Consider the following 24,947-nt stretch of genomic DNA (forward strand, 5'->3'; position numbering starts at 1 on the left):
AAGGTTCTCAGGCTTGCGTGCAGGGGCGCAGCGCTGGAGAAAAGGCTTTTGCGTAGCTGCTTGGTGTCAGGCTCAAAGAGAGCAGCAATAAAACTAACGCACCCACCGCCAGCATTAGCCAGGCCATATCAAAACTGGCTAACTGGTCACGAATAATACCGGCTACCCAGGGCGCGATACTGGCCACCAGATAGCCAATACCTTGTACAAAGGCTGCCAGCTTGCCAGCCATGATCGGATCTTCCTGATGATCCATGGTGACAATCATCACCATAGGAAACATACCGCCCACCCCCAGACCTAAAAGCGTGGCCCAGAACCACAAACTGATATGGGGGGCCAGCATCAAGCCGAAGAAGCCTATTGCTTGCAGTAAACACAGGCTTATCAATACCAGGCGACGATCATTGCTGCGTCCTGCCAAGGCTGGAAACAATAAACCGGCCACGACTTCCATCAGGGTCATATAACCCATGAGCAAGCCACCTTGCTGGGCGTTCATACCATTTTCCATGGCATAGGGGGCGAGCCAGGCCAGCACGCAGACAAAAGCCGCCGTGCCAAGACCAAACATCATGGCCAATTGCCAGGCACGGCTGTATTGCCAAAAACCTGTACTTTCGTGTTTGGACACTGATTGTGCCGGTAAATACCAGCGGCGGCTAAATACAGCCCAAAGTATCAGTGCCGCGATAGCCAACCATACCCAGTTACCCAGTCCACCCCGCCAGGCACTGAAACTGGCAAACCAGGGGGAGACCGCAGAACCCAGACTGGCACCTGCCATAATCGCAGTAATATAAAACCCCATCATGGCCGCGATGCGGGTGGGGTAGTTGCCTTTAATAATGGCCGGTACCAGACATTGTATTAACGCAATGCCTAACCCTGCCGCGAGGGCTGACAGGATGAGGCTGGCAGAGGAGTCTACGAAAAAGCGCAAGCCAGTGGCCAGTGCCAGCACCAGTAAGGAAAAGCTGATGGTACGACGCATACCAAAGCGTGCAGCAATGGCAAACCCAAAAAAGCAAGCAGCACCCATCGCTGCCACAGGCAAGGTGGTCAGCATCGAGGCTGTGGCATAACTGATGCTCAGGTCTTGCTTCATGGCATCCAGCAAAGGGCCGATAGAGGCCAGCATCGGGCGCAGATTCAGCGCGATCAACAGGATGGTGATAAACAGCAAGGTCGGTGGTGCAGGAGGTGACGCTGTTGCATGGTTGGTATGCATGGGAAATATATCTCTAACTAAAGTATCTTTATGTGAAGATAAAAGAAGTTTACTGAGTTAGTCGGTCTGGGTAAAGTATCTTTATATGAAGATAATTAATAATGTATCGCCCTAATGCCAACTATTCAGACTCAACCGAATGACGACGACCTTGATGTATTTGCCCACCAGTGGCGAACCGAAGGGATTGAAGGTGATCTGCTGCCGATGAAGGTGATTGGTCGTATGTTTCGTCTGATGAAAACCATTGAAGCTGAAGTAGGGCGATGTCATGAGGCATTTGATCTGAAATACGGCGAATTTGATGTGCTGGCTACCCTCAGGCGAACGGGGGCCCCCCATTGCCTCACGCCTTCGCAGTTACATCAGTCGATGCTGCTTAGCTCAGGCGCTATGACTAACCGCTTGGACAAACTCGAACAAAAAGGCCTTATTGCCAGGGCCCATAGTCAGGAAGACCGGCGCAGTGTCAAAGTACAGTTAACCGAAAAGGGTAAAAACGTCATCGAAGCGGTCTTCCCGCTGCATATGCAAACCTTACGCAAACTGCTTGGCAATCTGGACGATGCCAGTAGAGAGCGACTGGCAGGATCGCTAAAACAATGGCTTGCGGCTATTCAAGACTAACTCGGCGCTAAAATCCTGTTGTTGAGCTAACTGTAACAAAACTGTCATTGCCAGCCCCTATGATGCCAACCCCAGGTCGGGATGTTGCGATCAGTCGGGATGAAACAGGCATTTTTAACTAAATTTTATCGAAGTTATTGGCAGGAGCTGTGTGGTTTGCTTCGAGCTAAATTCGGTAATGGCCCGCCGGATCCTGAAGATATCGCCCAACAAGCCTTTATGCGATATGCCGAAACGCAGCTTACTCAACCGCCGGATAACCCCAAAGCCTTTGTTTACACTATCGCCCGTAACCTGATTATTGATGCACACCGTCTGCAAACCCGTCAGGAGCAGCTAATTGACGATATTTTTGTCGAAACAGGCTTGGCACCGCTGAATGAAAGTTGTGTTGAATCCAGTTATTTACAGGGCGAGAAGATGCTGGTGATTGAACGGGCCGTTGCCAGTTTACCCGCTAAGCAGCGGGACCTGATTGTGGCAAGCCGTTTGCGCGGTGAAACCTATCAGCAGATTGCCGCTCGTACGGGCTATTCCATGGCGGATATCAGCCGCAATATCGAACGCGCGCACAGCACAATACAGACCATACTGCAGGCCTGGGAAGACGGTCGTCAGCAATATGAACTGCAGCAAAGAGAGTATTTGTGAAAACCCAGCATCCTATAAAGCAACAAGCGCGGCACTGGTTGGTATTGCTGCATTCGGGTCAGGCCAGCGAGCACCAGTGGCAGGAATTTAGAGCCTGGCTGCAGCAGGATAGCCGCCATCAGCAGCACTACCGGGAAGCTGAATTGCTGTGGCGCCAAACTACGTACACGGAAACCGTTGCCGATGCACTTAGTGTCAGACTTCAGGCTCGTAAACCCAGGTATGCAAGGTATGCATGGCTGGCGGCCTGCATGGCCTTATTGGCAGTTTTGCTGGTCCCGGTTTGGCAGGTTGAGTCAGACATCCTTCAACTACACACAGAAAAAGGTCAAATCCAGACATTCAGGCTGGATGACGGATCTTCGCTGACCTTAGGCGGCGACAGCCTGGCTCAGGTGAATCTGTCCGATACCGACCGCCAGGTCTGGCTGCAAAAAGGGGATGCGGTATTTGATGTCAGTCCTGATGAGACAAGACCTTTTATAGTGACAGTAAAAAATAGCCATATTCGCGTACTTGGAACCTTGTTTGATGTGCAGCAAAGGGCTGAGCAAATCACAGTAGGTGTTGCCCATGGGCGAGTGGAAGTTAGCCAGAATCATCAGGTTCAGTTACTTACCAATAACCAGGCAGTGATGTTGGATAAGCAGGGAATGTCAGCCGTGCAGTTTCTGCATGACAGCCAGTTTGCCAATTGGCGTCAACAAAGATTCAATTTCCAAGATAGTACGCTGGAGGATGTAATCAGTGTACTAAACCGTTATAGCAATGTGACCTTGAAACTCAGTCATCCCACCTTGGCGTCACAGCGCCTGACGGCAGCTTTTCGCCTTGATCAACTAGAGCAAATGCTCGATGCCCTGCAACTAAGTCATAACATTCACTGGCACAAAGATGCCCAGGGTGTGATTTGGCTGAGTATATGAAACTTTTGTGAAACTTAAGCTGCTGCTGGAAAACCGCCGCGGGTTATTCGTCATCCCCATGAACGCCGCAAAAAGCTCGGCGAAAAACTAACTTAAAGGGGAATCCATGCGCTTTCGTATTAAACCTGCTTTGTTGGCCGTCAGTCTGGCCCTGAGTACGTCCACACAGGCTCAACATGCGACTACGGCTATCAGTTTTGAAGCTCAGAGCCTGGAGTCGGTTATTGCCACCTTGTCCAGACAGTTTGATCTGGTGATTATCGCCCCGGCAGAGCAGACCAAACAGATTCAGGTGCAAGCTGTGCGTGAACAGACTTCTGTACTGGCCGCGCTGGAAAAGGCCTTAGCGCACACTTCTTTGCAGGCCGTGGAAGATAACAACGGCGCCATCGTCATTATCCAAAAGCCCCAGAAAACCAGCCGTAAATCAACAAATAAGCCAGTACAAGATGACAGCCTGGAAGAAGTTGTTGCCCTGGGCTCGCATATTAAAGGCGCGCGGATGGCAGACACTTTGCCTATGACGCTACTCGGTCGTGACGAATTGGACATTGCAGGGGTACAGGATGGCATGGATTTACTTCGCATGCTGCCGCAAAACGGCGATGTCAATTTTAATGAATCTGCCACTGCTGGTGGTGTCAATACCGCCAGGGGCGATGTTGCTTCGCTGAACCTGCGCTCGGTGGGTACTGGCAACACCCTGATGCTGATCAATGGCCGTCGTATGGTGATGCATCCGGGCTTTCAGACTGAGAACCTGGTGCCCGCCGTCACACCGAATATGAACGCCATACCCACTGCCGGTGTGCGAGCCGTGGAAGTAATGCGTGACGGCGCGTCGGCGTTATACGGCGCTGATGCGGTAGCCGGGGTGGTTAATACCCTGATGGTGGATGATTTTGATGGGTTAAAAGTGACCGCCCGCTACGGTGAAGCGCCGGATTTGGAACGTCGTGACAGTACGTTTCGCATCAATGCTGGTAGCGATTTTAGCCAAGGGCGCGGGCATTTTTCTGTGTTTGCCGACTATGACCATCGCAATGCCGTGCCTGCGACCAACCTGCCACAAGGCGCCTCTTCTAACCGTGAGCCGCTGTTAGCGGGAACCGACTTTGAAGGCAACACGTCCTTCGATAACCGCTCTTCTATTGGTGGCTTTGCTTACTTTGACATGCTGAAGCCGGGTAAGATCCTGCTTGATGATGGCACGGCTATCACCAACTCGTCAGGACGTTTTCATGTGCAACCTGTTGGCAACAAGGGCTGTTTACTGGCGCTGGGGGACGGTCTGTGTGTAGACGATGGTTTTCTGTCTTCCACCGACGATCGCAACCTTTACTACGATATCGACGCCAACCGCCAGCTTTACTCGGATCGTGAGCGGGCTAATCTGTTTTCTGTATTCAGCTATGACCTAAGCGATAAACAGGAGCTTTTTGGCGAGCTTGGGGTGTATTACGGTAAAACTGACCGCCTCAGTGAATCGTCGCGGGTACTCAGTACGGCCCGTATGGTGATCCCGGCACACAACTACTGGAACCCCTTTGGTCCCAAGTACTTCGCCGATGGCAGATTAAATCCGAATCGGGTTGAGGGAGTACAGCTACCTGATGAGGGCTTGGATCTTATCCTGCGTGATTATCGCATTCTGGATGCCGGTCAGCGTCGTGGCATAGTGAAGAACCTCACATATAGAGCCTTACTTGGCACCCGGGGTAACTGGGATAACTGGGATTACAACTCGGCGATTCTATATTCACGCGCGGTTAGCGACGATTTGACTAAAAACGGCGTGTCCAGCACCAAGTTCCAGCAAGCTTTATCACTGGATACCGAAGATGCCTACAACCCTTTTAACGGTGCAGGTAATGGGGAAGGTGTATCAGTAAGCGATTTGACCCCTAACCCTGAGCATGTGATCAGAAGTATTCAGGCCGACGTGCGTAAAAAAGGCACCACCAGCCTGGCCCTTGCTGACTTTCGTTTATCCAACAACCAGCTGTATTCGTTACCGGCCGGACCGCTGGGGTTTGCCACCGGCGTTGAATGGCGCCGCGAGGCCTTTAAAGATGACCGTGATGACAGTTTGGATGGCACATCACCTTTTATTGATGCCATTACAGGTGAGTACTCCCAAAGTGATTCACTAGGTAACAGCCCCACCAATGATACTTCGGGTGATCGCGATGTGTGGTCGGCGTTTGTTGAAATGCATTTACCGCTGGTTTCGCCCAATATGCAGATCCCGCTGATGCAGGACATTCAACTGCAATTAGCTGCCCGCTACGAGAACCTGTCTGATGTGGGCAGTGCCCTGACACCCAGGGTCGCGGCATCCTGGGCGCTAAATGACAGCCTGATGTTGAGAGGTGCCTGGTCTGAAGGCTTTCGCGCACCTAACCTGGTACAGGTGAACGACTCCGGGGTGGCACGCATCAACAGCACCGTTGACTACGTAAAATGTGCCGCTGAGCTGGAAAAAGACATTATTCAAGGCGATTTTTCCAACTGCGGTGGCAGTAACGTTGAGAACGTCCGTACCGCGTCAGATCTTAAACCTGAGGACTCCACCAGTGTCAGCTATGGTCTGGTACTCACCCCATTGGATGGGCTGGTTATCACGGCAGACTACTGGAAAATCAAGCAGGAAGGCGTGGTAGGAGTGCTAAGTGGCAGTAACCAGGTGGCACTGGATTTGTTCTATCGCCAGCAAGGTAGCAGCAATCCCAATGTGGAGCGTGAAGCACCCAGCGAAGAATTGTTGGAGCTGTATGCTGGCACTTCTATTACCCCGGCTGGGACGATTATTCGCGTTTATGATCCTTATCAGAATTTGGATACCCGCACTATCAGCGGTATGGACTTTGCCCTGAACTACGATTGGCAGACTTCCCTGGGTTCTTTTGGCTACAGCTTGAATGCCGCCCGTCTGATCAGTTTTGAGCAACTACCGGGCAGCGAAGCCCAGCAACTCTTTACCATGGGACTGCCGGTGGACAATCTGGGTGAGCTAGCAGGTATCGATGGCAAACCGCAATGGAAGGTTAACTCCACCTTGAAATGGAAGCAGGGCAACTGGCGAGCGGGGGCGACTCTGGAGTATGTCTCAGCCTTTGATGAAACCAGCGCGTCTATCACGGTGGACGATGAGATCCGCTATTGGCGAATCGAAGACTGGTATCGCGTCAACCTGTTTTCCAGCGTGCAACTGCGCGAGTTTGGTTTGGATGACAGTAGCTTATCTGTTGGGGTGAAAAACCTGTTTGATCGTGAAGCGCCGTTGGCGGACGAGGCCTATGGTCACTTTGGGGCCGTACATAGTCCCATTGGTCGTTACTACTACCTGCAATACAGCCATAGTTTCTAACCAAAGTGGCGGCCTTGGCCGCCCAATTCGTCTTCTTAAAGGAACAGACAAATGCGTTATTTCATTACGCTATGTTTTTTATTTTGCACTGCGGTACAGGCGGCAGTGCCTCTGGCTATTGCCCATCGCGGCGTACCTGGCTATCTGCCCGAGCACAGTAAAGCGTCACTGGCTTATGCCCATGCGCTGGGTGCCGACATGATTGAGTTTGATGTGAATATGTCGGCCGATGGGGTGCCAGTGGTCTTACACGACCTTATTCTGGATGAGGTGTCTGATGTGGCAGTGCGATTTGCCCATAAACGCGGTGCTGAAGGGAAATTCTGGGTTAAGGATTTTACCCTGGCAGAGCTGCGTAGTTTGCGATTTCATGAGCGTAGAAAACCCACTGACGGGGCGCTGGTTTACCCTTCGCGTTTTAACGCCAAGTTAGCCTTTGAGCTGGTCACTCTGGACGAGGCACTGGCGATGCTGGCTGAATTGAATCGGCTACAAAAACGTCGTACGGGCTGGTTAATTGAGCTGAAAAAACCAGGTTGGTATCAAAGTCAGGGGCTGGATATGGGAAAAGCGCTACTGGATGCGCTCAGACCCTATCAGCAAAGCGCAGCGCCTATGGTGTTGCAGTCTTTTGATGTTGAGTTTATGCAACAGTTGCACGGGCAAACCCGCTTGCCGCTGAACGTGCTATTGGGGCGCAATAAGTGGGATCCCAACGGTAGTGATTTTGACAACCTTTGGACGACACCGGCCGGACTTAAAACTATCGCCGGTTTTGCCACTGGTGTGGGGGTACAGATAGGTATGCTGTTGGACGACAATGGTGCCACTAAGTTGGCCAAGGACATCCGTGACGCAGGCTTAACGCTGAATGCTTACACTGTGCGGCTGGATAAACTGCCGAAAGGCATAATAAGCGCCGATGCGCTCTATGCGTTATTAATGGATAAGGTAAAAGTGCAGGGGATCATCAGCGATCAGGTTGATGATGTGCTTCGCTATCGGGGCCTGCCAGCCGGCCAATGATTCAGGTGGCCGGTTATCCGGCCGCCAGTGTCTAGTGGAAGTACTGGATAAGTACAGCAGCGATCAATAGCGGATAAGGAAAAGCAACCGTGGGCCTGAGCGCAGCGTGCAGATACTCGCTAATTAAACCAAGCGCAGAGGGGCGGTTTTGCTGCCAGTCGGAATAAAGCTGAGGCGTCGCATTGGCATCAGCTTGTTCGATTTTCAACAGCTCTTTTTCCAGTCTGCCCTGAAAGGTTTTGTAAATGGCATCCAATAACCACAGCAGCGGTAAGATTGCCATCGCCACCCAGGTTTGATGGTACAGCATAGCCAGCGTACACAGAGCAAATGCTGCTAACTTAATCATCAATGCCCAGCCTTCATAACTTTCTACTTGTTGATGCAAAACCAGCCATAAGGCCTGTTGAGTGGATTGCGTTTGCATGGACTTCCTTGATTATTAAGTAACAGCCGGGTGATTAGCCTACCGCAGTTTCTTGCAGAAGCAATAGGTCGCAGTTGCACAGAGGACAGCAGCCGGATTGCCATGTAAACTGTCGCCCTGAATTTTTCATCGCAGTCGGGAATTACTACCATGGCGCTCTCTCTTCAGGAACAACTGCTTAAAGCGGGTCTGGCAGATAAACAAAAGGCCCAAAAAGTAAATGCGGAAAAACGCAAACAGAGCAAGGCTCAGAAAAAACACAAAGTGGATGTGGTTAACGAAAACAAAGTGGCCGCAGAGCAGGCTCGTCAGGCTAAAATAGCCAAAGACAAAGAGCTCAACGAACAACTGAAGCTGGAAGCGGATAAAAAGGCCATTGCTGCGCAGATTAAGCAGCTGATTGAAGTCAATTGCCAGCCCAAAAACAACGGTGATGTGGCCTGTAATTTCACCGACGGCAGCAAGATCAAAACCTTATATGTAGACAAACTTACCCATAAACGTATTACGCAAGGCAAACTGGCTATTGTAAAGCTGGGTGAGAGCTATGAAATCGTTCCTACGCCGGTAGCGGATAAAATTGCTCAGCGTAATGCCGAACTGGTGTTGCACCGCGCCGATAAGCAGGCAGAGCCTGAACAGGCCGACAAGAGCGAAGAAGATGATTGGTACGCTGAGTATGAGATCCCTGACGATCTGATGTGGTAAAACCAAGTGCTGGCCAGTCGGGCGCGGGAAAAACTCTCCAGCCCAGCCTCGGCAGAGAATATTAATCGCGTTAGCGGTAGCCTGTTTGTGTTGTTTGGGTTTGGCTTGGCCGCCCCAGCCGTTAAGTATGAAAGTAGATATTGCAGAGATTAGCTGGCAGCAGACCATGGCCCTTCGCCATCAGGTGCTTTGGCCGGATAAACCCCTGGCCTTTTGCCGGGTGGCTGAAGATGAAGGTGGTTGTCATTTAGGGGCGTTTGCAGATGACAAACTGGTATGCGTGGCGTCGTTATTTGTGCAGGACAACGCCATGCGGCTTAGAAAGTTTGCGACTTTGCCTGAATATCAGGGGCAGGGGATTGGCTCGGCGGTATTGAGCGAAGCCATTTTACGTGCTCGTAATTTAGGCCTGGCCAGTTTTTGGTGTGATGCGCGCCAAAGTGCCTCTGGTTTGTACCGCCGCTTTGGTTTATGCCAAAGCGGCGAGCCGTTTTACAAAGGCGAAATCCCCTACGTTCGTATGGCCCTGACACTTAGCCCTTAGGCAGCATATCCGACAGCAGCAGGGCAATGCCCAAAAACGACATAAAACCGGCAATATCGGTAATAGTCGTCAGTACGATCGAGGATGACTGGGCGGGATCCAGCCCAGCTTTTTTCAGCACAATGGGCACCAATGCCCCGGCGCTACAGGCAATCACCAGCGAACTGACCATAGCCAGGGCAATTACCAGTGCCAGGCCAATAGACTGACTCCACACATAGACGCCGATAGCACAGGTCAGGGCGATGACGATGCCGTTCATGGCACCGGCCGCCATTTCCTTAAACAGCACGTGTCGCCAGTGCTTGGTGGTGATCTCCCGTAAGGTTAGCCCGCGCATGGTAACCGCCAGGGCTTGAGCTCCGGCATTGCCTGACTGTCCGGCGGCCACCGGCAGCAAAATGGCCAGGGCTGTTACCTGGGCAATCAGACCTTCAAAGGCACCTACCACAGCGGCGGCAGCAAACGCGGTTAGCAGGTTGATCTGCAACCAGGGCTGGCGTTTGCTAAAGGCAAACCAACTACTGGACAGGGCCTTTTCTTCCTTACTCACACCCACCATGGTTTGCAGATCGGCGGCTAAGTCTTCCTTGGTGGACTGGTAAACATCAAAGTAGCCGATGCTGCCAATTAGCTGACCTTGTGGATCCAGTACGGCTATATTGCGACAGCGAAATCCTTCGAACCGCTCGATTACCGTGTCTTTATCATCCAGGGCATTTAAGCTGGTGCGTAGCGGCTTGGCGAGATCCTCCAATAAACTGCCGGGCTGGGCTAATACCAGCTCATGTAAAGACAATTCGCCGCCGGGTTGTTGATTGGCATCCAGTACATACAACGTATCCTGCGCCAGCACTTGATTGCGCCTGAGTATGGCCAGCGCTTCAGCAGCGGTGATATCGGCGGAAAAGGCCTGCACTTTGGTGGTCATCATGCGTGCGGCCGTATCGGGGGGATACTCCAGCAGGTTTCGATATTCACTGGCCAGCGTGCTATGGCCTCTGTTCAGCGCATTGAGCAGCGCATCGCGAGATTCCTGGGGTTGTCTGCTTAATAGTCCAATCGCCAGATGACTGTCCAGATAGCTTATCAGTCGGCTGGCCAGATCCTCGGGTAATGCACTGAATATGGCATCGGAGCTGCCAACCGGCAGATATTTCCATAGCGCGGCGATAACATGCAGGGGCTGGCTTTGCAGAAGCTCGGCCGCTTCACCGGCTGGCATACTTTCCAGATGGCGGGCGCTTTTTTGTGGATAATTGGCCATATAGGCCTGGCTAAGCTGCTCGGCGGCGCTGTCCAGGCGTTGTTCAATTGCGTTCATTAGCGGCGTCCTGTTGGCTTAGTGGCGCTGGGTGCCAGCAGTTCAAGCAGCGCATTGATGGAGGCGCCATAAGCGCCCAGAATATCCCCCGGCAGCGGCTCGGCTGTGTCCTCTGGTTCGGCGCGGCTGATGGCGTGGCGAAGCTGATGGTGATGAATAATACCCAGTAGCGCCTGCTGCTGGTTTACCACCGCCAGGGTATCCTGCTGGCGCCATACCGGTAGTTCCAGTGCCGCATTAAGCTCGGTAAAACCGCTAATACTTTCATTTACCGGCTGCATCAGGCGGGTAAGCGGGGTGTTACTGGCTGCACGTAAGATGGCATAGACCGACAGTTTGCCGCTGATCTGGCGCTTGTCATTAACCAGGTAAATATCACGAGTTTCGGAATAGGCGCGTTTTTTCAGGCGTAGCAGGGCGTCACCGGCATCCATTTGATTGTCCAGAACCAAAAGATCCGTTTCGGTCCAGGCCCCGACAGTGTAGTTGGGGTAGCTGAGCAGTAGCTGACAGGCGGTTTGCTTTTTAAGTGGCAATACACCAAGCAAACGCTGGCGGGCGGCGTCTGGCAATTGGCGCAGCAGTGCCGCGATATCGGCGTTGGTCAGGGCTTTTAATAGTCGTGCAGCATCTTCGTTATCCAACAGCGCCAGTATAGGCGCGGCAAAGGCTGGCAACATGGCGGCCAGTACTTTAGCGGCAATAGGGGCAGGCGCCTTGTTTAACATGGCTGCACTGTGCTCCGCTTCTTGCAGCTCAAGGCGTCTGGCGGCTGCCAGCGGCTCTTCTTCCAAAAAGTGCAGGGCCAGAGAAAGCTTGGCGCTACTCATGCGCTACGCTCCGGTTCATGGCTGGTTTTCAGCACACAGCTGGATTGTTCAAGCCAGTATTTGGCGGGCAGCAGGGCGCGGCCCTGAGTGGTTTCCAGCACCAGCATGGTATCGGTAATTTCCACCAAGATGCCGTCAATCTCGCCTACTTTCAGGTGGTCATCTATCTGGCAGTGTTTTCTCGCCTGGCGCGCACCGACCACATTGGCAATCAGCTCACGGCTGCCCAGCCCAAATGCCAGGGCCAGACCAAAACTCAACACGCCGGTTAGCACAATCACTAAGGTGGTAATAAAGTGAATATTGATACCAAGCTGTTCAATACCAATCACCAGGGCGGTGAAGATCACGGCAAACTTGGTAAAGGCGCCAATCCAGCCAGCCTGCGCCAGCCCTGCTGATTCAGCAGTAGCGCGAGCCATAGTACTGAGCAGATTACCCAGCAAATAGCCACCCAGCATAATCAAAATGCCAGCTAGCAGCTTGGGCAGGTAGGCCAATAGGCCACCTAACCAGGTGGCAAATAGATCCAGGCCGAGTATTGAAGTGGAGGCGGCAATAAAGAACAGCATCACCAGCCAGAAGATGATCTTACCGGCCAACTGGGAATGCTGATGCTTGATCTCCAGACCCTTGTCGCGCAATGAAGCTGGGGTTAACACCGTCAGCAATCTATTGAGCAAGCGGATAAAGGATAGGGTCAGGCGTGATAACAGCCAGGCCACAATCCAACCGGCCAGGATCAGCAGCAAAGCGCCCAATAATTGGGGTAGATAGCCAACCAGATAGGTTTGTAATTCGGTGTATAGATCGGTCACGGCTGATTGCAGCTCGGTGGATACGGTTTGAGTCATGCTGGCTCTGTGGTTAGATGGCTTTTGTGCAAAAAATAGCTGGATGCGCGGTGCATTTCCATCCCTGTTTTGTTTAGTCAGGATAAAAACGTTAAGGCTTACGCCCAGTTGGGATTAGTTTGGGGTCGTTAAATATCAATGGCTGGACCTTTCTGTGCGTTTGCGCGGTGGCTTAGGCAGGGTAGAATGTCTGCATTGCATATGGAATTGAAGGTGTTATGTCGTCGCAACCCGCCGGGATGTCTTCCAAAGCCGAAAAGTGGCTGGATAAGCTGCGCCAGTCCAATCACGCGTTGGTGCTGCTGTTTTTTCTCTCCATGCTGGAGGCCACTATTATTCCCATTCCACTGGAGCTGATCCTCATTCCCTACATGCTAATAGAGCGCGAGCGCATCTGGCTGCTGGCAAGCGTTGCCCTGGCCGGATGTATGGCCGGCGCGCTTCTAGGTTATGGGGTAGGGCAGCTATTGTTTGATTCGGTAGGTCATTGGTTTATTGCTCAGCTTGGCGCCGCAGACGAGTTTGAGGCCTTTAAACAAACCTTACAGGATGATGGTTTCTGGGCCGTGTTTATGGTGGGCGTCACCCCGGTACCCTTCCAGGTGGCTATGTTGGCGGCTGGGGTAACCGGCTACTCGCTACTGATGTTTACTTCAGCGTCGTTTTTGTCGCGCGGGCTTCGCTACTATGGTTTGGCTGTACTGGTGCTGTTGGTTGGTGAAAGGGCCACCGCGGTATGGCAAAACCACGCCGGCAAACTGGGAGCATCGCTGTTAGCCCTGGCCTTGCTGGTGGTTGGGTGGCAGTACTTTAACTAAGGAAAGTATATGAAAGCCTTATGGATTGTTATCTTCTGGGCAGTGATGGTTTGGTCGGGTATTCAGCCAAAAGACAGCTTTACCTGGTTTCTAGAGGTATTGCCGGCATTGATCGGCTTTGTGATCTTGGCGGCTACCTGGCAACGCTTTCGCCTGACGCCGCTATTATACCTTCTGATTTTGTTGCACTGCGTGATTTTGATGATTGGCGGCCATTACACCTATGCTGAAGTGCCGTTGTTTGATTATTTCAAAGAATGGTTTGGCTTCGAGCGCAATCACTATGACAAACTCGGTCATTTTGCCCAGGGTTTTGTGCCAGCCATGATTGCCCGGGAACTGTTGATCCGCAAACAAGTGGTGAACGGTGCGGCCTGGCGAAACTTTCTGATTGTGTGTTTTTGCCTGGCCTTCAGCGCTTTTTATGAATTGATCGAATGGTGGGTAGCGGCCCTTACCGGTGAAGATGCCGAGGCGTTTTTGGGTACTCAGGGCTACGTTTGGGATACCCAGTCCGATATGGCCTTCGCCCTGATAGGCGCCATAGTGGCACTGCTAAGTTTATGCCGTTGGCATGACCGCCAATTGCAAACCAAAGGCATTGGTCATGTCTGATGTAGCGTTATCAATTGAAATCAGACCTTACCAGGCAGAAGATGCCGCGGCGCTGACCGATATTTTTTATGCCGCGGTACATGGTCCGGCCCTGCAATATTACAGTCAGGCGCAGGTGAACGCCTGGGCACCGCTGCCGCCAAACTATGCGGCCTGGCAGGCTCGCTTTACTGCCCATCCGCCTTTTGTGGCGGTGCTGGATGGAATACCCGTGGGGTTTATGACCTTAGAGCCTGATGGTCATATTGATGTGGCGTATTCCCACCCGGCGCATCAACGACAGGGCATAGCAACGGCGCTATATCATTATCTGCAAGCACAGGCCCTAACGTTACACTTACCTATGTTATACGTGGAAGCCTCTTATCTGGCCCGGCCGTTTTTTGCTAAGCAGGGCTTTAGCCTGGTAAGAGAGAATCAGGTAGAGCGGGGCGGCCAGATACTGGTGAATTTTTCTATGCAAAAACTGCTTAAACACAACTAATGGTCGTGAACCAATCAAAGGAATTGATGTGAAAAATAATAATACGTACCGCACCCTGGCTACGCTTATATTGCTTGTGCTGTTAAGCGGTTGCACTACCAATAATGCTTAAGCATTTTGCCTGTGATATGGCCGAGGGCACGGTGGAAAGTGCCAGGGACCGGGCTAACGATTCACCCGACAGAATGAACGATAATGATGTGGCGAACGGTATTTTTACCGCCGTGCTGCGGGGCTCGGGCAGACTCATTAGCGGCAGTAAAAAACCCGCTTGTCGCTAACCGCTGGCCTGTTAAAGTAGGTAAGGATAACCACAATAAGGACAGCCAAAATGAGATGCGCCCTGATCATATCACTACTCTTGGTGGTCAGCCTGCCGGCAAAAGCCGATTTGGCCGCCGGGCAGCTTGAGCAATTGGCCCGAGGATTTTTGCAGGCCAAACAAGCCAAGCAGCAACCCAATACGCAGCTTGCCGATATTGAGCATTTTATCAGCCTGTTTGCTGACGAATTCACTGATGAACACGTAAAGTTCAATGTTGTGATGTCAGACAAAGCAGAACTGAGAAAAGGCCTGCTGCATAAAATGCAGGATAAGGTGTCGTTCTGTACTGTGGAAATGACAGACCTGATGCTGGGGCGTAATGTGGCCTTTGTTAAATATCGCGAGCATGCCAAAGTGCATCCCAGCCATATGCCCGAGCCCGTTGAGTATTCAACCGATGTATTGCTATCCATGGAATTTAACCAAGCCGGGCAAATTACCCGTTTGCGCCGATTTCATAGCCTGCCAGAGCAAAAGGGCGAGTAAAGCATGACAGAACTGCGCTACGTAGGGTTTTGGGCCAGGGTGCTGGCTATGTTGGTGGACAGCCTGATTATTGTGGCGATTATCTGGCCTTTAATGGTCTGGTTATTTGGTTGGGAAGTACTGCTGCAAGGCGTACAGGGCGGGGCAGCGCAAGTGGTGCATATTCTGCTGTCCTGGGTATTTCCCATTCTGGCCGTGATCTTGTTCTGGCTATACCGCCAGGCCACGCCGGGCAAAATTGCCCTGGGGGCCAAAATTGTCGATGCCCAAACCCTGCAAGCGCCATCCACCCGTCAATGTATTATTCGCTACCTGGGTTATTACGTGTCCACCATTCCACTGGGCCTGGGCCTTTTTTGGGTAGGCATTGATGCCAGAAAACAAGGCTGGCACGACAAGCTGGCCGGTACACTGGTTATCTATCAGCAAAATCAGCAATAGCGGTCCATAACTGTTTGTTTACACAGTTTTCTTGTGTATGTTCTGTTTAGCCTTCAAGGAGTTACAGAGCATGGCTTTTACTGTCGAAGAATGCATGCCAAGCCCTCAGGAATATTGTGACCTGCGCGTTGCCGCCGGTCTGTCAGCCAAATCCCTGCAAGCCGCCCAAATTGGTTTGCCCAATTCGTTATATGCCGTTTGTATGCGTGACGGCCAAAAGCTGATTGCCATGGGCCGGGTGGTGGGGGATGGTGCCTGTAATTTTGAAGTGGTGGATATTGCTGTCGATCCACATTATCAAGGGCAGGGACTGGGTAAGCAGGTGATGGCCTATATTGACCAGTACCTGGCTGGTGCCGTATTGCCTGGGTCTTATGTTTCCATGATTGCCGATAAACCCGATTTTTATCAAAAGCTAGGCTACCAGCTGGTGGCTCCCACCAGTCAGGGCATGACTAAAAAATTTGTGCCCAATACGTAGGCCTTAATCGCTTGCACTCGGCAGTGGCCAGAGCGGATTTAATAGTCATAAACGGAGATTTATTATGTTGTTCGCCAGTGCCTTTAGCTATAAAAAATGGGCCAACTCTGAGTTGCTGATATTTGGCGAGCGCCAGCTAAGCCAGCTACCCGAGGCCGATGCCACATTCTTTATTCGCATCCTTAATCACACCACAGTAGTGGACAGCCTGTTTATCAGCCGTATCTTAGGTGAGCCTGAGCAATATCAGGCCGATAACACGGCGGAAACTCCCACTTTGGCTGAATTGCGCGAGCGTATGGATAAGCACGACAGCTGGCTGGTGGCCTATACCGAATCGGCTACGCCGCAGGAACTACAGCGCGAGATTGCTTTTCAGTTTGTTGACGGCAGCCACGGCCGCTTATCGGTGGAGGAAATACTGCTGCACTTATTAACTCACGGCAGCAATCATCGCGGTATGGCATCCAGGGTGCTAGCCAGTAACGGCCTGGATCGCCCCAGCGATACCTTTACCCGTTATTTGCATCAAGTGGAGCCGGGTAGACGAGAAGAGATAGTCAGTTAAGTAGGTAGCCTTGTCATTGCTACCAGCAGTGTTTTTTCGCTAGCCTGGCTGCGTAATACTTAGGGGGATGCAAATGGAACTTAAAGATAAGATTGTGGCGCTAGAAGCGCGCCCGCGTAACGCCATGCTAAACGCCGATACCAGCGAACTTGATACGCTGCTGGCCGACGACTTGCTGTTTACCAATCATCTGGGCCAGCTTCAATCCAAACAGTACGATATCCAAGCGCACCGCTCAGGACTGTTAACGATCAGCGCTCTGGAGTTAGATAATCTTAAGATTGAGCCTCTTGGCGATACGGCCATAGTTACAGTACAAGCCGATATTCAAGGCACCTATGCTGGGCGACCCGCCAATATAGTGCTGAGGTTTACCCGTATCTGGGCCAAACAGGGCGATGAATTTCAGGTTATTGCTGCCCATGCATCCGCTGTGGCGTGAGATGATTACACAGTTATCTGCCAGCGATAATGGCTGTGTTTCTCCCTTCCTAAACATACCCGCAGCCATATAAACCCCATAGTGCAGAACATTATCGTCCCTCCCTGATATCGATTTGGTGCAGCCAAGAAAACTCTTGCTAGGCAAGGGGTTAGAAGCGTGTTACAAAATGGTTATGCAGAAGTACGGATAGCTTCTCTTGTTTAAACATAGAAGTGTTCCGTCAATTAATGCTCTTAGAACTATATAAAAGTAAGGAGAAAACATAATGGCAAGATGTACTGCACCAGTTAGAGGACATAGTTCGGCTGCTGCTGCAGCAAATTGTCCAGCATGTCGTTATAAAAGTCGCGGGTACAGTGGCTATAGCGGTTACAGTCCATCATATTCATCGTACTCTGGCTCGAGCTATCCTAGTAGTGGTGGAAGCTCCAGAAGCTCCAGAAGCTCCAAACCCCGCTGGTCTAAGTCGAGTTCTTCTGTTTCGTATACTTCGTCTCAAATTCAATCATTAACACCCATTAGAGAGGCTGTTGAAGTTAGAGTTGTTGTCCAACCTGATATTCGTGATGCTTTTTTATGCCATGCATGGGCTGATCGTAAAGAGTCAGCTAAGGAGCTACATGATTTACTTGAAGCTGCCGGAGTAAAAGTTTGGTTCAGTGAAAAAGATCTTGGGTTGGGTGTACCTATGATGCGAGCTATCGACAAGGGCTTAGCAAATTCAAAAGTTGGGCTTGTTTTGGTAACTCCCGCAATGATAGAGCGTCTTCCAAAAGAAAGTGTTGCTGATAAAGAGCTATCTGCTTTATTAGCAGGAAACCGACTCGTTCCTATCGTGCACAATACGACATATGAAGCTCTTCGTAATGTTAGTCCTTTGCTGGCATCTAGATCTGGTTTAGACACCTCGGAAGACTCAATGTCTGAGATTGCTGAAAAAATCGCTGAGTTGGTGGCTACTTAATTTAGTGATGTATTGTTCTAGCAAGCTCATGTTGTCGGACTGGTTTTCCGCTTTGATCCAAACCAGCCCCAAATGTGTGCGTTAGTAAGGGTCTTAAGATATGGATGAAATTGAGTATTCGTCGTACTCACTAGAAGAGCTGGAGGATGCTTTGCAACATGTTGATAAAGCTACTTTTCCAACCAGAGTCACAAGAATTCAAACAGAAATTGAACGAAGAAAGGCTGGGGTACTTCCAGAACCGGGCTCCAAAAAGGTTGAAGTTCCCCCATCGTTTTTTAAAGCTAAAAAAGGTAATAAGTCCGCCAGAGGAATAGTGCTAGCTATTTGGCCTGCTACTGTTATTTTTTCTATTTATTACGGTAAGCTCCCATCACGAAATGGTGTGATTTCCTACAGCGACGATCCTATCTTGTTCATAATGTGCTGACTGATTTTTATAGGAGTAGGCTGCTACTTTTATTATGGTAGAGATGACACCTAACAAACCAAGTCTGCCCGGGCAGTAGACTTCTTCCGCATTGACAGACATGAATCGAAAACTCAGCCAGAAGTAAAGGATAAAGTTCCTCCCTTGCACCTGAGTTTGAGGGGTCTATATTAGTGGCAGTAAAGCATCCATAGTTTCAACTATATGATTAAAAGGATATTTATGAAACGTAAAGGAATCCCAACAAGCTTACTCCTATCCACTGTTCTTATATCCGCGATTAGTAACGCAAAGGATATAAATCCAGTCTCTGAACCGCTCTACTTAGGCCAAAATCCTCCTGGCTTAACCCCGGAATTATTTGCCCCTGGTATGGTCGCCACCGAAGACTATCTGGAAACTGAGGTGCTGTTTTTACCTGATATGAGCGAGCTTTCTTTCACCCGCTCCGGTGGGGATTATAAAGAGTCCAAATGGATTGTGATGCAATATCAGGATAATCAATGGCGCGAGAAGACCATTGCCCCTGAAGATGTTCGACAATATAAGCAGCGCTTTAGCCCCAGTGTATCAGTGCTTAAAAGCCTTGAACCTTTTCAGGATATTCCGGTTATTGGCTACACCACCGCGGCTAACGCAACCCAGTATTTTTATGTGTTGGACTTTAAGGATGGCAGTGGACATTTAAGCTATTCGAGGCTGATTGATGGTAAGTATGAAACGCCGGTTAAAATGAGCGCGGCAGTGAACCAGGGAAAATATATTGCCCATCCCTTTGTTGCCCCGGATGAATCCTATTTAATGTGGGATGCCGAGATGGAGGGCGAAAGCACCCCGGATATTTATATCAGTTTTCGCCAGCAAGATGGCTCTTGGGGCGAGGCCATCAATATGGGGGATATCATCAACACCCCCTTGTATGAACAGCGCCCCAAAGTCACGCCTGATGGCAAATATCTGTTTTTCTGGAAGGGCGATGTGAAGACCCGCGACGATGGCAGCCGCTATGTGGTGGGCAGCCCCTATTGGGTGGATGCAAAAATTATTGAAACGCTTAGGCCCAAAGACTAACGGCTTAGCCTAAGCCGTGACTCAGCACTAAATCCGTAGCTGTAATAAAGGACAAAAAGAAGTATATGCAAACAGTAAAAGGTACCTGCCACTGCCAGGCCGTAGAGTTTGAGGTGGATTTGATTGACGGGCATCAGAATATCCGTCGTTGTAACTGCTCTATTTGCAGTAAAAAAGGCGCGATTATGGCAGGGGTGACCTTGGATCGTCTGCGTGTTACCCGCGGTGAGGATAAGTTAAGCCTGTATCAATGGAATACCAAGATTGCCAAACACTATTTTTGCAGTCTGTGCGGCATCTATACCCATCATCAGCGCCGTAGCGTGCCCACTGAATATGGCTATAACCTGGCCTGTATTGAAGGGATAGATCTGGCATCTTTTGAAGTCGGCGCCAGTAATGGTGCAGCACAATCCTTGGTGGATGCTCAATAATTCGGTTTAGCTTGAACCGCTGTCCGGCGGTTCTACTTATGTTGTACGAAGTAAGAGATTTTAATGGAAGTTAACGCATTTTTAGTTAATGCCTTTACCGCCAGTGGCAGCGGCGGTAACCCGGCCGGGGTGGTATTAAACGCCGATAATTTATCTGACCAGGACAAGCTGAAAATCGCCCGGACTGTGGGGTTTTCGGAAACCGCCTTTGTCTCTCAGGATGAGGAAGTGGATTTTGCCCTGTCCTTTTTTACCGTCACCGATGAAGTGGATTTTTGTGGCCATGCCACTGTAGCAACCTTTTCAACGCTCTATCAACAAGGCCTGATTAGTGAAGGGCGCTATATACAGCGAACCAAAGCCGGTTTATTGGGCGTAACTGTGGCATTTGATGGCCAGATAGTGATGGAACAAGCCCTACCTGACTACCTTGGCGTTATTGATTACCAGACCATCGCCGAGATGATAGGTCTGGATGCCGAATTACTGGCTTCAACCCGGCTCCCAGTTGAGATAATTTCAACCGGCTTACCGGATATTATTGTGCCTGTGCCTTTTGGGTATTTGGATAAGATCCAGGTAAACAACGCGCTACTCAGTGACTATTGTAAGCAGCATAACCTTGTTGGTATTCATGCTTTTGAGCTTTGCGATAAGGACAGCGGGCCTACCGCCAGTTGCCGGAATTTTGCACCGTTATTTGGTATTCCCGAAGAGTCGGCTACCGGCAGCGCCAATGGTGCTTTGGCCTGTTATTTGACCAAGCATTTGGCAGATAAGCTTGCCAGCCCCTTTAGCTTTGAGCAGGGCCGGGCCATGGGCTGTGTTTCGCGCATTACTGTCTCGGTTGAGTCAAACGAGCAAGGTATAGTGAAAGTCTGCGTTGGCGGCTTTGCCCGTGAAATAGGGCTGCAGACAGTCTGTTTGTAATTAACTAGCTAGACAGGGAATGTTCAATCATTTCTCCTGGTGGTGTGCAGTTACACGTCCTTGAAATACGATATTAAAACTCAGCCTCTTCCCTGAGGCTGTGTCGGGTTAGAAAGCGCGGATCTCAGCGATTTCGTCGTCGGCAATACCCAAGGACTCAAGGAACTTTTGATGTTCCTGTGGTTCTAGTTCCTCGAATTTTTGATGCCATTTCACCATATCGTTTTCGCTAAAACCGGCGGCTACCATGATTTCAACCCAGCGTGCTTTATTGACCATATTTTCCTCCATTAGACTCGGATCGTTGAGAAGCACAACTACCGCTTTTTGTTGTGCTCGTAGGGTTTGAATCTCTTGCTCCAACTTGTAAAAGTGCTCTTTTAAAAGTGCCGCTTGAGATTCTCCCGTTCGGTTTAACAGCCCATGGATACTGGCCACCGACAAACCGTAAGAACGATAAGAGGCGATAGCCTTTAAGCGTTCAATTTCTTTATCGCCATACCAGCGATAGCCGTTTTCAGAGCGGTACGCCGGTAGTAACAGTTGTTGTTGCTCGTAATACAGAATCGTTGTACGAGACATTCCAGTATGTTTTGCGAGTTGAGTAACAGTAAGCATGGCAGTTCCACAAGTTGACCGAGTCAGTATCCTCAACCCGTTACTAATAGACGGGTCAATACCTAATATTAATACTTATTCACGCCCGTTAGTCGTTATGCATTGCAAGGCAACCTGAGGTTCGGAAAATCGTCTTGCCTGGTGGGGATTCGCTTTTATTCGCTTAGTGTTGATAGGATGCATTAAGTTGCAGATAAGCGCATTTCCGTTTGGGTAATAATGGGGTCTGATGCGCCAACTAGGTCTGGGAGGCGCATCAGAAAGTGCTGGTTGTTCAGCCTTTCGCCAATGCCGCAATAGCACCCAGGGCAATATCTATCTCCTGCTCATTATTTATCAGGCTCGGTGCAAAACGGGCATAGGACTGGCGGTAAGGGGTTGAGCTCATAATAACGCCTTGATCATGCAGCTTTTTGACTACCTCGTCAGGATGCATGCCATTCACATCAAAACAGACTAAACCACTGGATAAGACAGGTGTTTTCGGCGTATAGAGCCTGACATGGGGCATTTGGGCCAGGCCTTCTTTGGTTTGGCTATTCAACTGATGGATGCGACTCTGCACATTGGCTTTTCCCAGTTGCAGGTGTAGCTTAAATGCTTCGGGCAAGGCCCATCGGTGCTCGAACGAGTGAAAGCCGCCGGGTGACATATGCTCCCCTATAGGTACCTGATCCTGGCTGCTGTAGCCCATCCATACGTCATAGGACTGGCTAAAACTGGGGATCACCGCGTTGGTCCGTTGCCAGGCGCTATCCTTTGCCCAGATCAGCCCGGTGCCACGGGGGCCAAAAATCCATTTATGGGTGCCGGCGATAAAGAAGTCACAACCTAGCTGGCTGATGTCTTCATTTTCAATGCCGAAACCATGTACACCGTCTACACAAAACAAGATCTGATCGGCGTCTGTTCGATTCGCGTTAATGCCTTGAATCAGATCTGCCATGGCTCGGATTGGGAGCTTTACCCCTGTTGAGGAATGTACCCAGGTGACTGCCACCACGCGGGTTTTTTCACTGATACCGGCTTTTAGGTTGCTGAGTATCTGTTCCACCTCAACCTGTGCGGGATCCTGGTACAAGCTGATGCGTTTAACCTTAGCGCCGGTACGACCAGCGCGTAATTGCAATGACAAGTCGGTGGAGTAATGGTCATGAACCGTTTGCACTATCTCGTCATCGGGATTCAATTTTAAACCACTGTAGACCATGGCCAGACCCATGGTTGTGCTATCCGTCAGGGCAATCTGATGACCCTGGCCGCCCATATACTGCGCGGCGGCCTGGGCTATTTTCCCGTCAATGGTCATAAAGTGTTCATGCCAGTAGTCTGCCGGGTTGCTGTCAAAGGCTTGCCTGTGCATGGCGATCGCATCGGCAACCGGCTTGGGATGAGAGGCGAGTAGAAAGGTGGCTAAATGGATGTAATCGTAAGTCAGTGGAAACAGCTTTCTGAGCCCCGACCAGTCCGCCGGGGCTATTGTGTTGCTATTGAGTTCAGATTGTTTGCCATCTGCCAGGGCAAAGCTATTCAGGCTGCTGGCAGCAAGGGTTAAACCGCTGCCGGTAAGAAATGCACGTCGCTCCATGGTGGGCTCCTGCTGAAATATCTCATCCAGTATAGGTCAACTCACCAAAACCGAAGATGTGCTTACATCGCCAGCCTGCTTAGACTACTGTCGCGCTGCTTTAGCGGCCTTGACTATCTCCCGCACATCGGCAAGCAAGGCATTGGCATCAAATACAATGCCGTCTTTAATGGTGTATTTTACGCCGCCGACGCGAGTAGGGCGGTTGTTGTCATCCAGTTTAAAATGGCCGGTGCCATATAGTACTTTAAAGTTTGCCAGCGGATTTTCCGCCAGGATCACCATATCGGCCAGCTTGCCGACGCTGACCGAGCCTAAGTGGTCCTCCAGCCCCAAAGCCTGTGCACCGTTTAAGGTGGCGGCCTGCACCACTTCAAGCGCGTTAAAGCCAGCTTCGCGCAAAAGCTCAAGTTCACGAATATAGCCAAAACCATAAATTTTATAGATATAGCCGGAATCTGAGCCGGTGGTGACGCGCCCGCCATGGTTTTTGTAATCGTTTAAGAAGGCCATCCATAAGCGGTAGTTTTCCTTCCAGGCAATTTCATCGTCGGTTGTCCAGTCAAACCAATAACTGCCATGAGCATAGCGATTGGGCTGAAAGAAATCCCATAAGGTCGGCAGAGTGTAGTCCTGATGCCAGATGGCTTGTTGCTCGCGCATTAGATCGCGGCTGGCTTCGTAAATGGTCAAAGTGGGGTTTAAGGTGAAATCCAAACCTAACAGTTCATCCCGCACATGGTTCCATTTGTCACTGCCGGGTTTGGCCGCTTGTTGCCATAGCCGTCCTGCTTCGGCAAAGCGATGTTGCTCGTTATTGTAATTGTAGGTTGGTGGATAATTCTGAATGCGCTGGTTTTCAAACAGGGCTTCGGGTAAACCGTACCAATGTTCCATGGTGGTCAGCCCCAAGCGTGCCGAGTCCAGCACGTTCATACTCATGACATTTAACTGAGCGTGGTGCATAGCGCTGCCAAGGCGTTGCTGTTTGGCTTCGTCCAGGGCGGCTTGCATTATCTTTGGCGGCGCACCAAAAAACTTAATGCCTTTCGCGCCTTGCTTAGCTGACCACTTAACCCAGTCCCGCGCTTGCTTAGGAGTGTAAATAGGGCCTTCGCCACCCAGGCCAAAACCAAAATAGGGAATGATACGGGGGGCAGTTATCCGGTTTTTTTCGCTGCGTTTTACATGGTCCAGCACCCACTCTGCGCCATTAAAACTGCCAGGTTCTCGCACTGTGGTAATGCCATGGGCCAGCCACAGCTTAAATACATATTCAGCGGGAATATCATCGGCAGATCCACCGATATGCCCGTGCATATCGATAAAACCTGGCAGTACATAATGGCCTTCAAGTTGAAGCTCTTTATCACCGGCTCCAGCCTTAGGTCGGGCGCTGTCCAATATTGGCACGCCGGGATTGCCAACATTATGGATAGCGGCAATACGATTATTCTCAATAACAATGTCCACCGGCCCACGTGCCGGTGCACCTTCGCCGTTAATTAGCGTGACACCACGCAAAATAAGACGAGAGTATGGGCCTTGTCCCTCACCCGTTGGCCGGTCTGGCGCACTGGCACCGGGTTTGGCGCTGACCGATACAGCAAGCAACAAGCCGATAAGCAAGCCGCAGAATTGGCGATTTTTCATTATTTTTCCTTTACTTACTCAGGGAGTGGGCAGCTTAGGGTGATGGTATTAGTACAACATAAGCTGAAACATTTAAAA

The 24,947-nt window shown here is 50.7% G+C and carries 29 protein-coding genes; 21 read left to right on the forward strand and 8 right to left on the reverse strand.

Annotation, left to right across the window (positions count from 1 at the left end):
* Positions 1-7 precede the first annotated feature (7 nt).
* A complete protein-coding gene (locus J0A65_RS14780; protein WP_206595086.1) occupies positions 8-1,231 on the reverse strand; it encodes a cyanate transporter in 1,224 nt (407 codons plus the stop codon).
* A gap of 114 nt (positions 1,232-1,345) precedes the next feature.
* Here J0A65_RS14780 and J0A65_RS14785 point away from each other — a divergent pair, with 114 nt between their 5' ends.
* The 5 genes from J0A65_RS14785 (at position 1,346) to J0A65_RS14805 (ending at position 7,831) form a co-directional block, all read left to right on the forward strand.
* The gene (locus J0A65_RS14785; protein WP_206595087.1) at positions 1,346-1,858 is read left to right on the forward strand and encodes a MarR family winged helix-turn-helix transcriptional regulator; all 513 of its coding nucleotides are present in this window, start codon (positions 1,346-1,348) and stop codon (positions 1,856-1,858) included.
* Between the two features lie 99 nt (positions 1,859-1,957).
* Positions 1,958-2,509 carry an RNA polymerase sigma factor gene (locus J0A65_RS14790; RefSeq protein ID WP_269814675.1) on the forward strand — a complete coding sequence of 184 codons (552 nt, stop codon included), beginning with the start codon at positions 1,958-1,960 and terminating at the stop codon, positions 2,507-2,509.
* Positions 2,506-3,435 (forward strand): FecR family protein, encoded by a 930-nt coding sequence (locus tag J0A65_RS27830; protein ID WP_206595089.1) that lies wholly within the window; start codon positions 2,506-2,508, stop codon positions 3,433-3,435. Before J0A65_RS14790 ends, J0A65_RS27830 begins: the two co-directional genes overlap by 4 nt.
* A 106-nt stretch (positions 3,436-3,541) precedes the next feature.
* Positions 3,542-6,805, forward strand: coding sequence for a TonB-dependent receptor (locus J0A65_RS14800; protein ID WP_206595090.1), 3,264 nt, complete (start codon positions 3,542-3,544; stop codon positions 6,803-6,805).
* A 51-nt stretch (positions 6,806-6,856) separates the two neighbouring features.
* On the forward strand, positions 6,857-7,831 hold the full coding sequence (locus J0A65_RS14805) for a glycerophosphodiester phosphodiesterase family protein (RefSeq protein ID WP_206595091.1): 975 nt from the start codon (positions 6,857-6,859) through the stop codon (positions 7,829-7,831).
* Between the two features lie 31 nt (positions 7,832-7,862).
* Here J0A65_RS14805 and J0A65_RS14810 read toward each other — a convergent pair whose 3' ends face one another.
* Positions 7,863-8,258 carry a hypothetical protein gene (locus J0A65_RS14810; protein WP_206595092.1) on the reverse strand — a complete coding sequence of 132 codons (396 nt, stop codon included), beginning with the start codon at positions 8,256-8,258 and terminating at the stop codon, positions 7,863-7,865.
* A gap of 150 nt (positions 8,259-8,408) precedes the next feature.
* Here J0A65_RS14810 and J0A65_RS14815 point away from each other — a divergent pair, with 150 nt between their 5' ends.
* Positions 8,409-8,966: a DUF2058 domain-containing protein gene (locus J0A65_RS14815; protein WP_206595093.1), complete on the forward strand. Its 558-nt coding sequence runs from the start codon at positions 8,409-8,411 to the stop codon at positions 8,964-8,966.
* A 127-nt stretch (positions 8,967-9,093) separates the two neighbouring features.
* Positions 9,094-9,510 (forward strand): GNAT family N-acetyltransferase, encoded by a 417-nt coding sequence (locus J0A65_RS14820; RefSeq protein ID WP_206595094.1) that lies wholly within the window; start codon positions 9,094-9,096, stop codon positions 9,508-9,510.
* Here the strand turns inward: J0A65_RS14820 and J0A65_RS14825 are convergent.
* From J0A65_RS14825 to J0A65_RS14835, 3 genes are read right to left on the reverse strand one after another with little or no spacing between them, the layout of a single operon-like run.
* Complete coding sequence (locus tag J0A65_RS14825) at positions 9,500-10,834, reverse strand: magnesium transporter (protein ID WP_206595095.1); 1,335 nt, start codon at positions 10,832-10,834, stop codon at positions 9,500-9,502. The genes J0A65_RS14820 and J0A65_RS14825 overlap by 11 nt on opposite strands.
* Positions 10,834-11,664: a magnesium transporter gene (locus J0A65_RS14830; RefSeq protein WP_206595096.1), complete on the reverse strand. Its 831-nt coding sequence runs from the start codon at positions 11,662-11,664 to the stop codon at positions 10,834-10,836. The genes J0A65_RS14825 and J0A65_RS14830 overlap by 1 nt, the downstream gene beginning before the upstream one ends.
* A complete protein-coding gene (locus J0A65_RS14835; RefSeq protein ID WP_206595097.1) occupies positions 11,661-12,518 on the reverse strand; it encodes a mechanosensitive ion channel family protein in 858 nt (285 codons plus the stop codon). Before J0A65_RS14835 ends, J0A65_RS14830 begins: the two co-directional genes overlap by 4 nt.
* Positions 12,519-12,736: 218 nt before the next feature.
* Between J0A65_RS14835 and J0A65_RS14840 the strand changes: the two genes are divergently transcribed.
* The 14 genes from J0A65_RS14840 to J0A65_RS14905 all read left to right on the forward strand — a co-directional run bounded on the left by J0A65_RS14840 (position 12,737) and on the right by J0A65_RS14905 (position 21,010).
* Complete coding sequence (locus tag J0A65_RS14840) at positions 12,737-13,336, forward strand: YqaA family protein (protein ID WP_206595098.1); 600 nt, start codon at positions 12,737-12,739, stop codon at positions 13,334-13,336.
* 9 nt (positions 13,337-13,345) lie between these two features.
* On the forward strand, positions 13,346-13,951 hold the full coding sequence (locus tag J0A65_RS14845; RefSeq protein ID WP_206595099.1) for a DUF2238 domain-containing protein: 606 nt from the start codon (positions 13,346-13,348) through the stop codon (positions 13,949-13,951).
* Positions 13,944-14,435: a GNAT family N-acetyltransferase gene (locus J0A65_RS14850; RefSeq protein WP_206595100.1), complete on the forward strand. Its 492-nt coding sequence runs from the start codon at positions 13,944-13,946 to the stop codon at positions 14,433-14,435. The genes J0A65_RS14845 and J0A65_RS14850 overlap by 8 nt, the downstream gene beginning before the upstream one ends.
* A gap of 104 nt (positions 14,436-14,539) precedes the next feature.
* A complete protein-coding gene (locus J0A65_RS14855) occupies positions 14,540-14,716 on the forward strand; it encodes a hypothetical protein (protein WP_206595101.1) in 177 nt (58 codons plus the stop codon).
* A gap of 50 nt (positions 14,717-14,766) precedes the next feature.
* Positions 14,767-15,246: a nuclear transport factor 2-like protein gene (locus J0A65_RS14860; RefSeq protein WP_206595102.1), complete on the forward strand. Its 480-nt coding sequence runs from the start codon at positions 14,767-14,769 to the stop codon at positions 15,244-15,246.
* Between the two features lie 3 nt (positions 15,247-15,249).
* A complete protein-coding gene (locus J0A65_RS14865) occupies positions 15,250-15,687 on the forward strand; it encodes an RDD family protein (RefSeq protein ID WP_206595103.1) in 438 nt (145 codons plus the stop codon).
* 70 nt (positions 15,688-15,757) lie between these two features.
* Positions 15,758-16,168, forward strand: a complete 411-nt coding sequence (locus J0A65_RS14870) for a GNAT family N-acetyltransferase (protein ID WP_206595104.1) — start codon at positions 15,758-15,760, stop codon at positions 16,166-16,168.
* Between the two features lie 64 nt (positions 16,169-16,232).
* Complete coding sequence (locus J0A65_RS14875; RefSeq protein ID WP_206595105.1) at positions 16,233-16,736, forward strand: DinB family protein; 504 nt, start codon at positions 16,233-16,235, stop codon at positions 16,734-16,736.
* 73 nt (positions 16,737-16,809) lie between these two features.
* Positions 16,810-17,178: a nuclear transport factor 2 family protein gene (locus tag J0A65_RS14880; protein ID WP_206595106.1), complete on the forward strand. Its 369-nt coding sequence runs from the start codon at positions 16,810-16,812 to the stop codon at positions 17,176-17,178.
* 268 nt (positions 17,179-17,446) lie between these two features.
* Positions 17,447-18,145, forward strand: coding sequence for a toll/interleukin-1 receptor domain-containing protein (locus tag J0A65_RS14885; protein WP_206595107.1), 699 nt, complete (start codon positions 17,447-17,449; stop codon positions 18,143-18,145).
* A 100-nt stretch (positions 18,146-18,245) separates the two neighbouring features.
* The gene (locus J0A65_RS14890) at positions 18,246-18,575 is read left to right on the forward strand and encodes a hypothetical protein (RefSeq protein WP_206595108.1); all 330 of its coding nucleotides are present in this window, start codon (positions 18,246-18,248) and stop codon (positions 18,573-18,575) included.
* Between the two features lie 372 nt (positions 18,576-18,947).
* Positions 18,948-19,646 (forward strand): TolB-like translocation protein, encoded by a 699-nt coding sequence (locus J0A65_RS14895; RefSeq protein ID WP_232849975.1) that lies wholly within the window; start codon positions 18,948-18,950, stop codon positions 19,644-19,646.
* A gap of 65 nt (positions 19,647-19,711) precedes the next feature.
* Positions 19,712-20,080: a GFA family protein gene (locus J0A65_RS14900; RefSeq protein WP_206595110.1), complete on the forward strand. Its 369-nt coding sequence runs from the start codon at positions 19,712-19,714 to the stop codon at positions 20,078-20,080.
* A gap of 63 nt (positions 20,081-20,143) precedes the next feature.
* Positions 20,144-21,010 (forward strand): PhzF family phenazine biosynthesis protein, encoded by an 867-nt coding sequence (locus tag J0A65_RS14905; protein WP_206595111.1) that lies wholly within the window; start codon positions 20,144-20,146, stop codon positions 21,008-21,010.
* 108 nt (positions 21,011-21,118) lie between these two features.
* On the opposite strand, the gene J0A65_RS14910 is transcribed toward J0A65_RS14905, so the two are convergent.
* The 3 genes from J0A65_RS14910 to J0A65_RS14920 form a co-directional block, all read right to left on the reverse strand.
* Positions 21,119-21,628, reverse strand: coding sequence for a MerR family transcriptional regulator (locus J0A65_RS14910; protein ID WP_206595112.1), 510 nt, complete (start codon positions 21,626-21,628; stop codon positions 21,119-21,121).
* 274 nt (positions 21,629-21,902) lie between these two features.
* On the reverse strand, positions 21,903-23,216 hold the full coding sequence (locus J0A65_RS14915) for an aminotransferase class V-fold PLP-dependent enzyme (protein WP_206595113.1): 1,314 nt from the start codon (positions 23,214-23,216) through the stop codon (positions 21,903-21,905).
* Between the two features lie 84 nt (positions 23,217-23,300).
* Complete coding sequence (locus J0A65_RS14920) at positions 23,301-24,869, reverse strand: amidohydrolase family protein (RefSeq protein ID WP_206595114.1); 1,569 nt, start codon at positions 24,867-24,869, stop codon at positions 23,301-23,303.
* Positions 24,870-24,947: the final 78 nt, after the last annotated feature.

The sequence above is a fragment of the Bowmanella yangjiangensis genome (assembly GCF_017255015.1).
GTDB classification, from domain to species: Bacteria; Pseudomonadota; Gammaproteobacteria; order Enterobacterales; family Alteromonadaceae; genus Bowmanella; species Bowmanella yangjiangensis.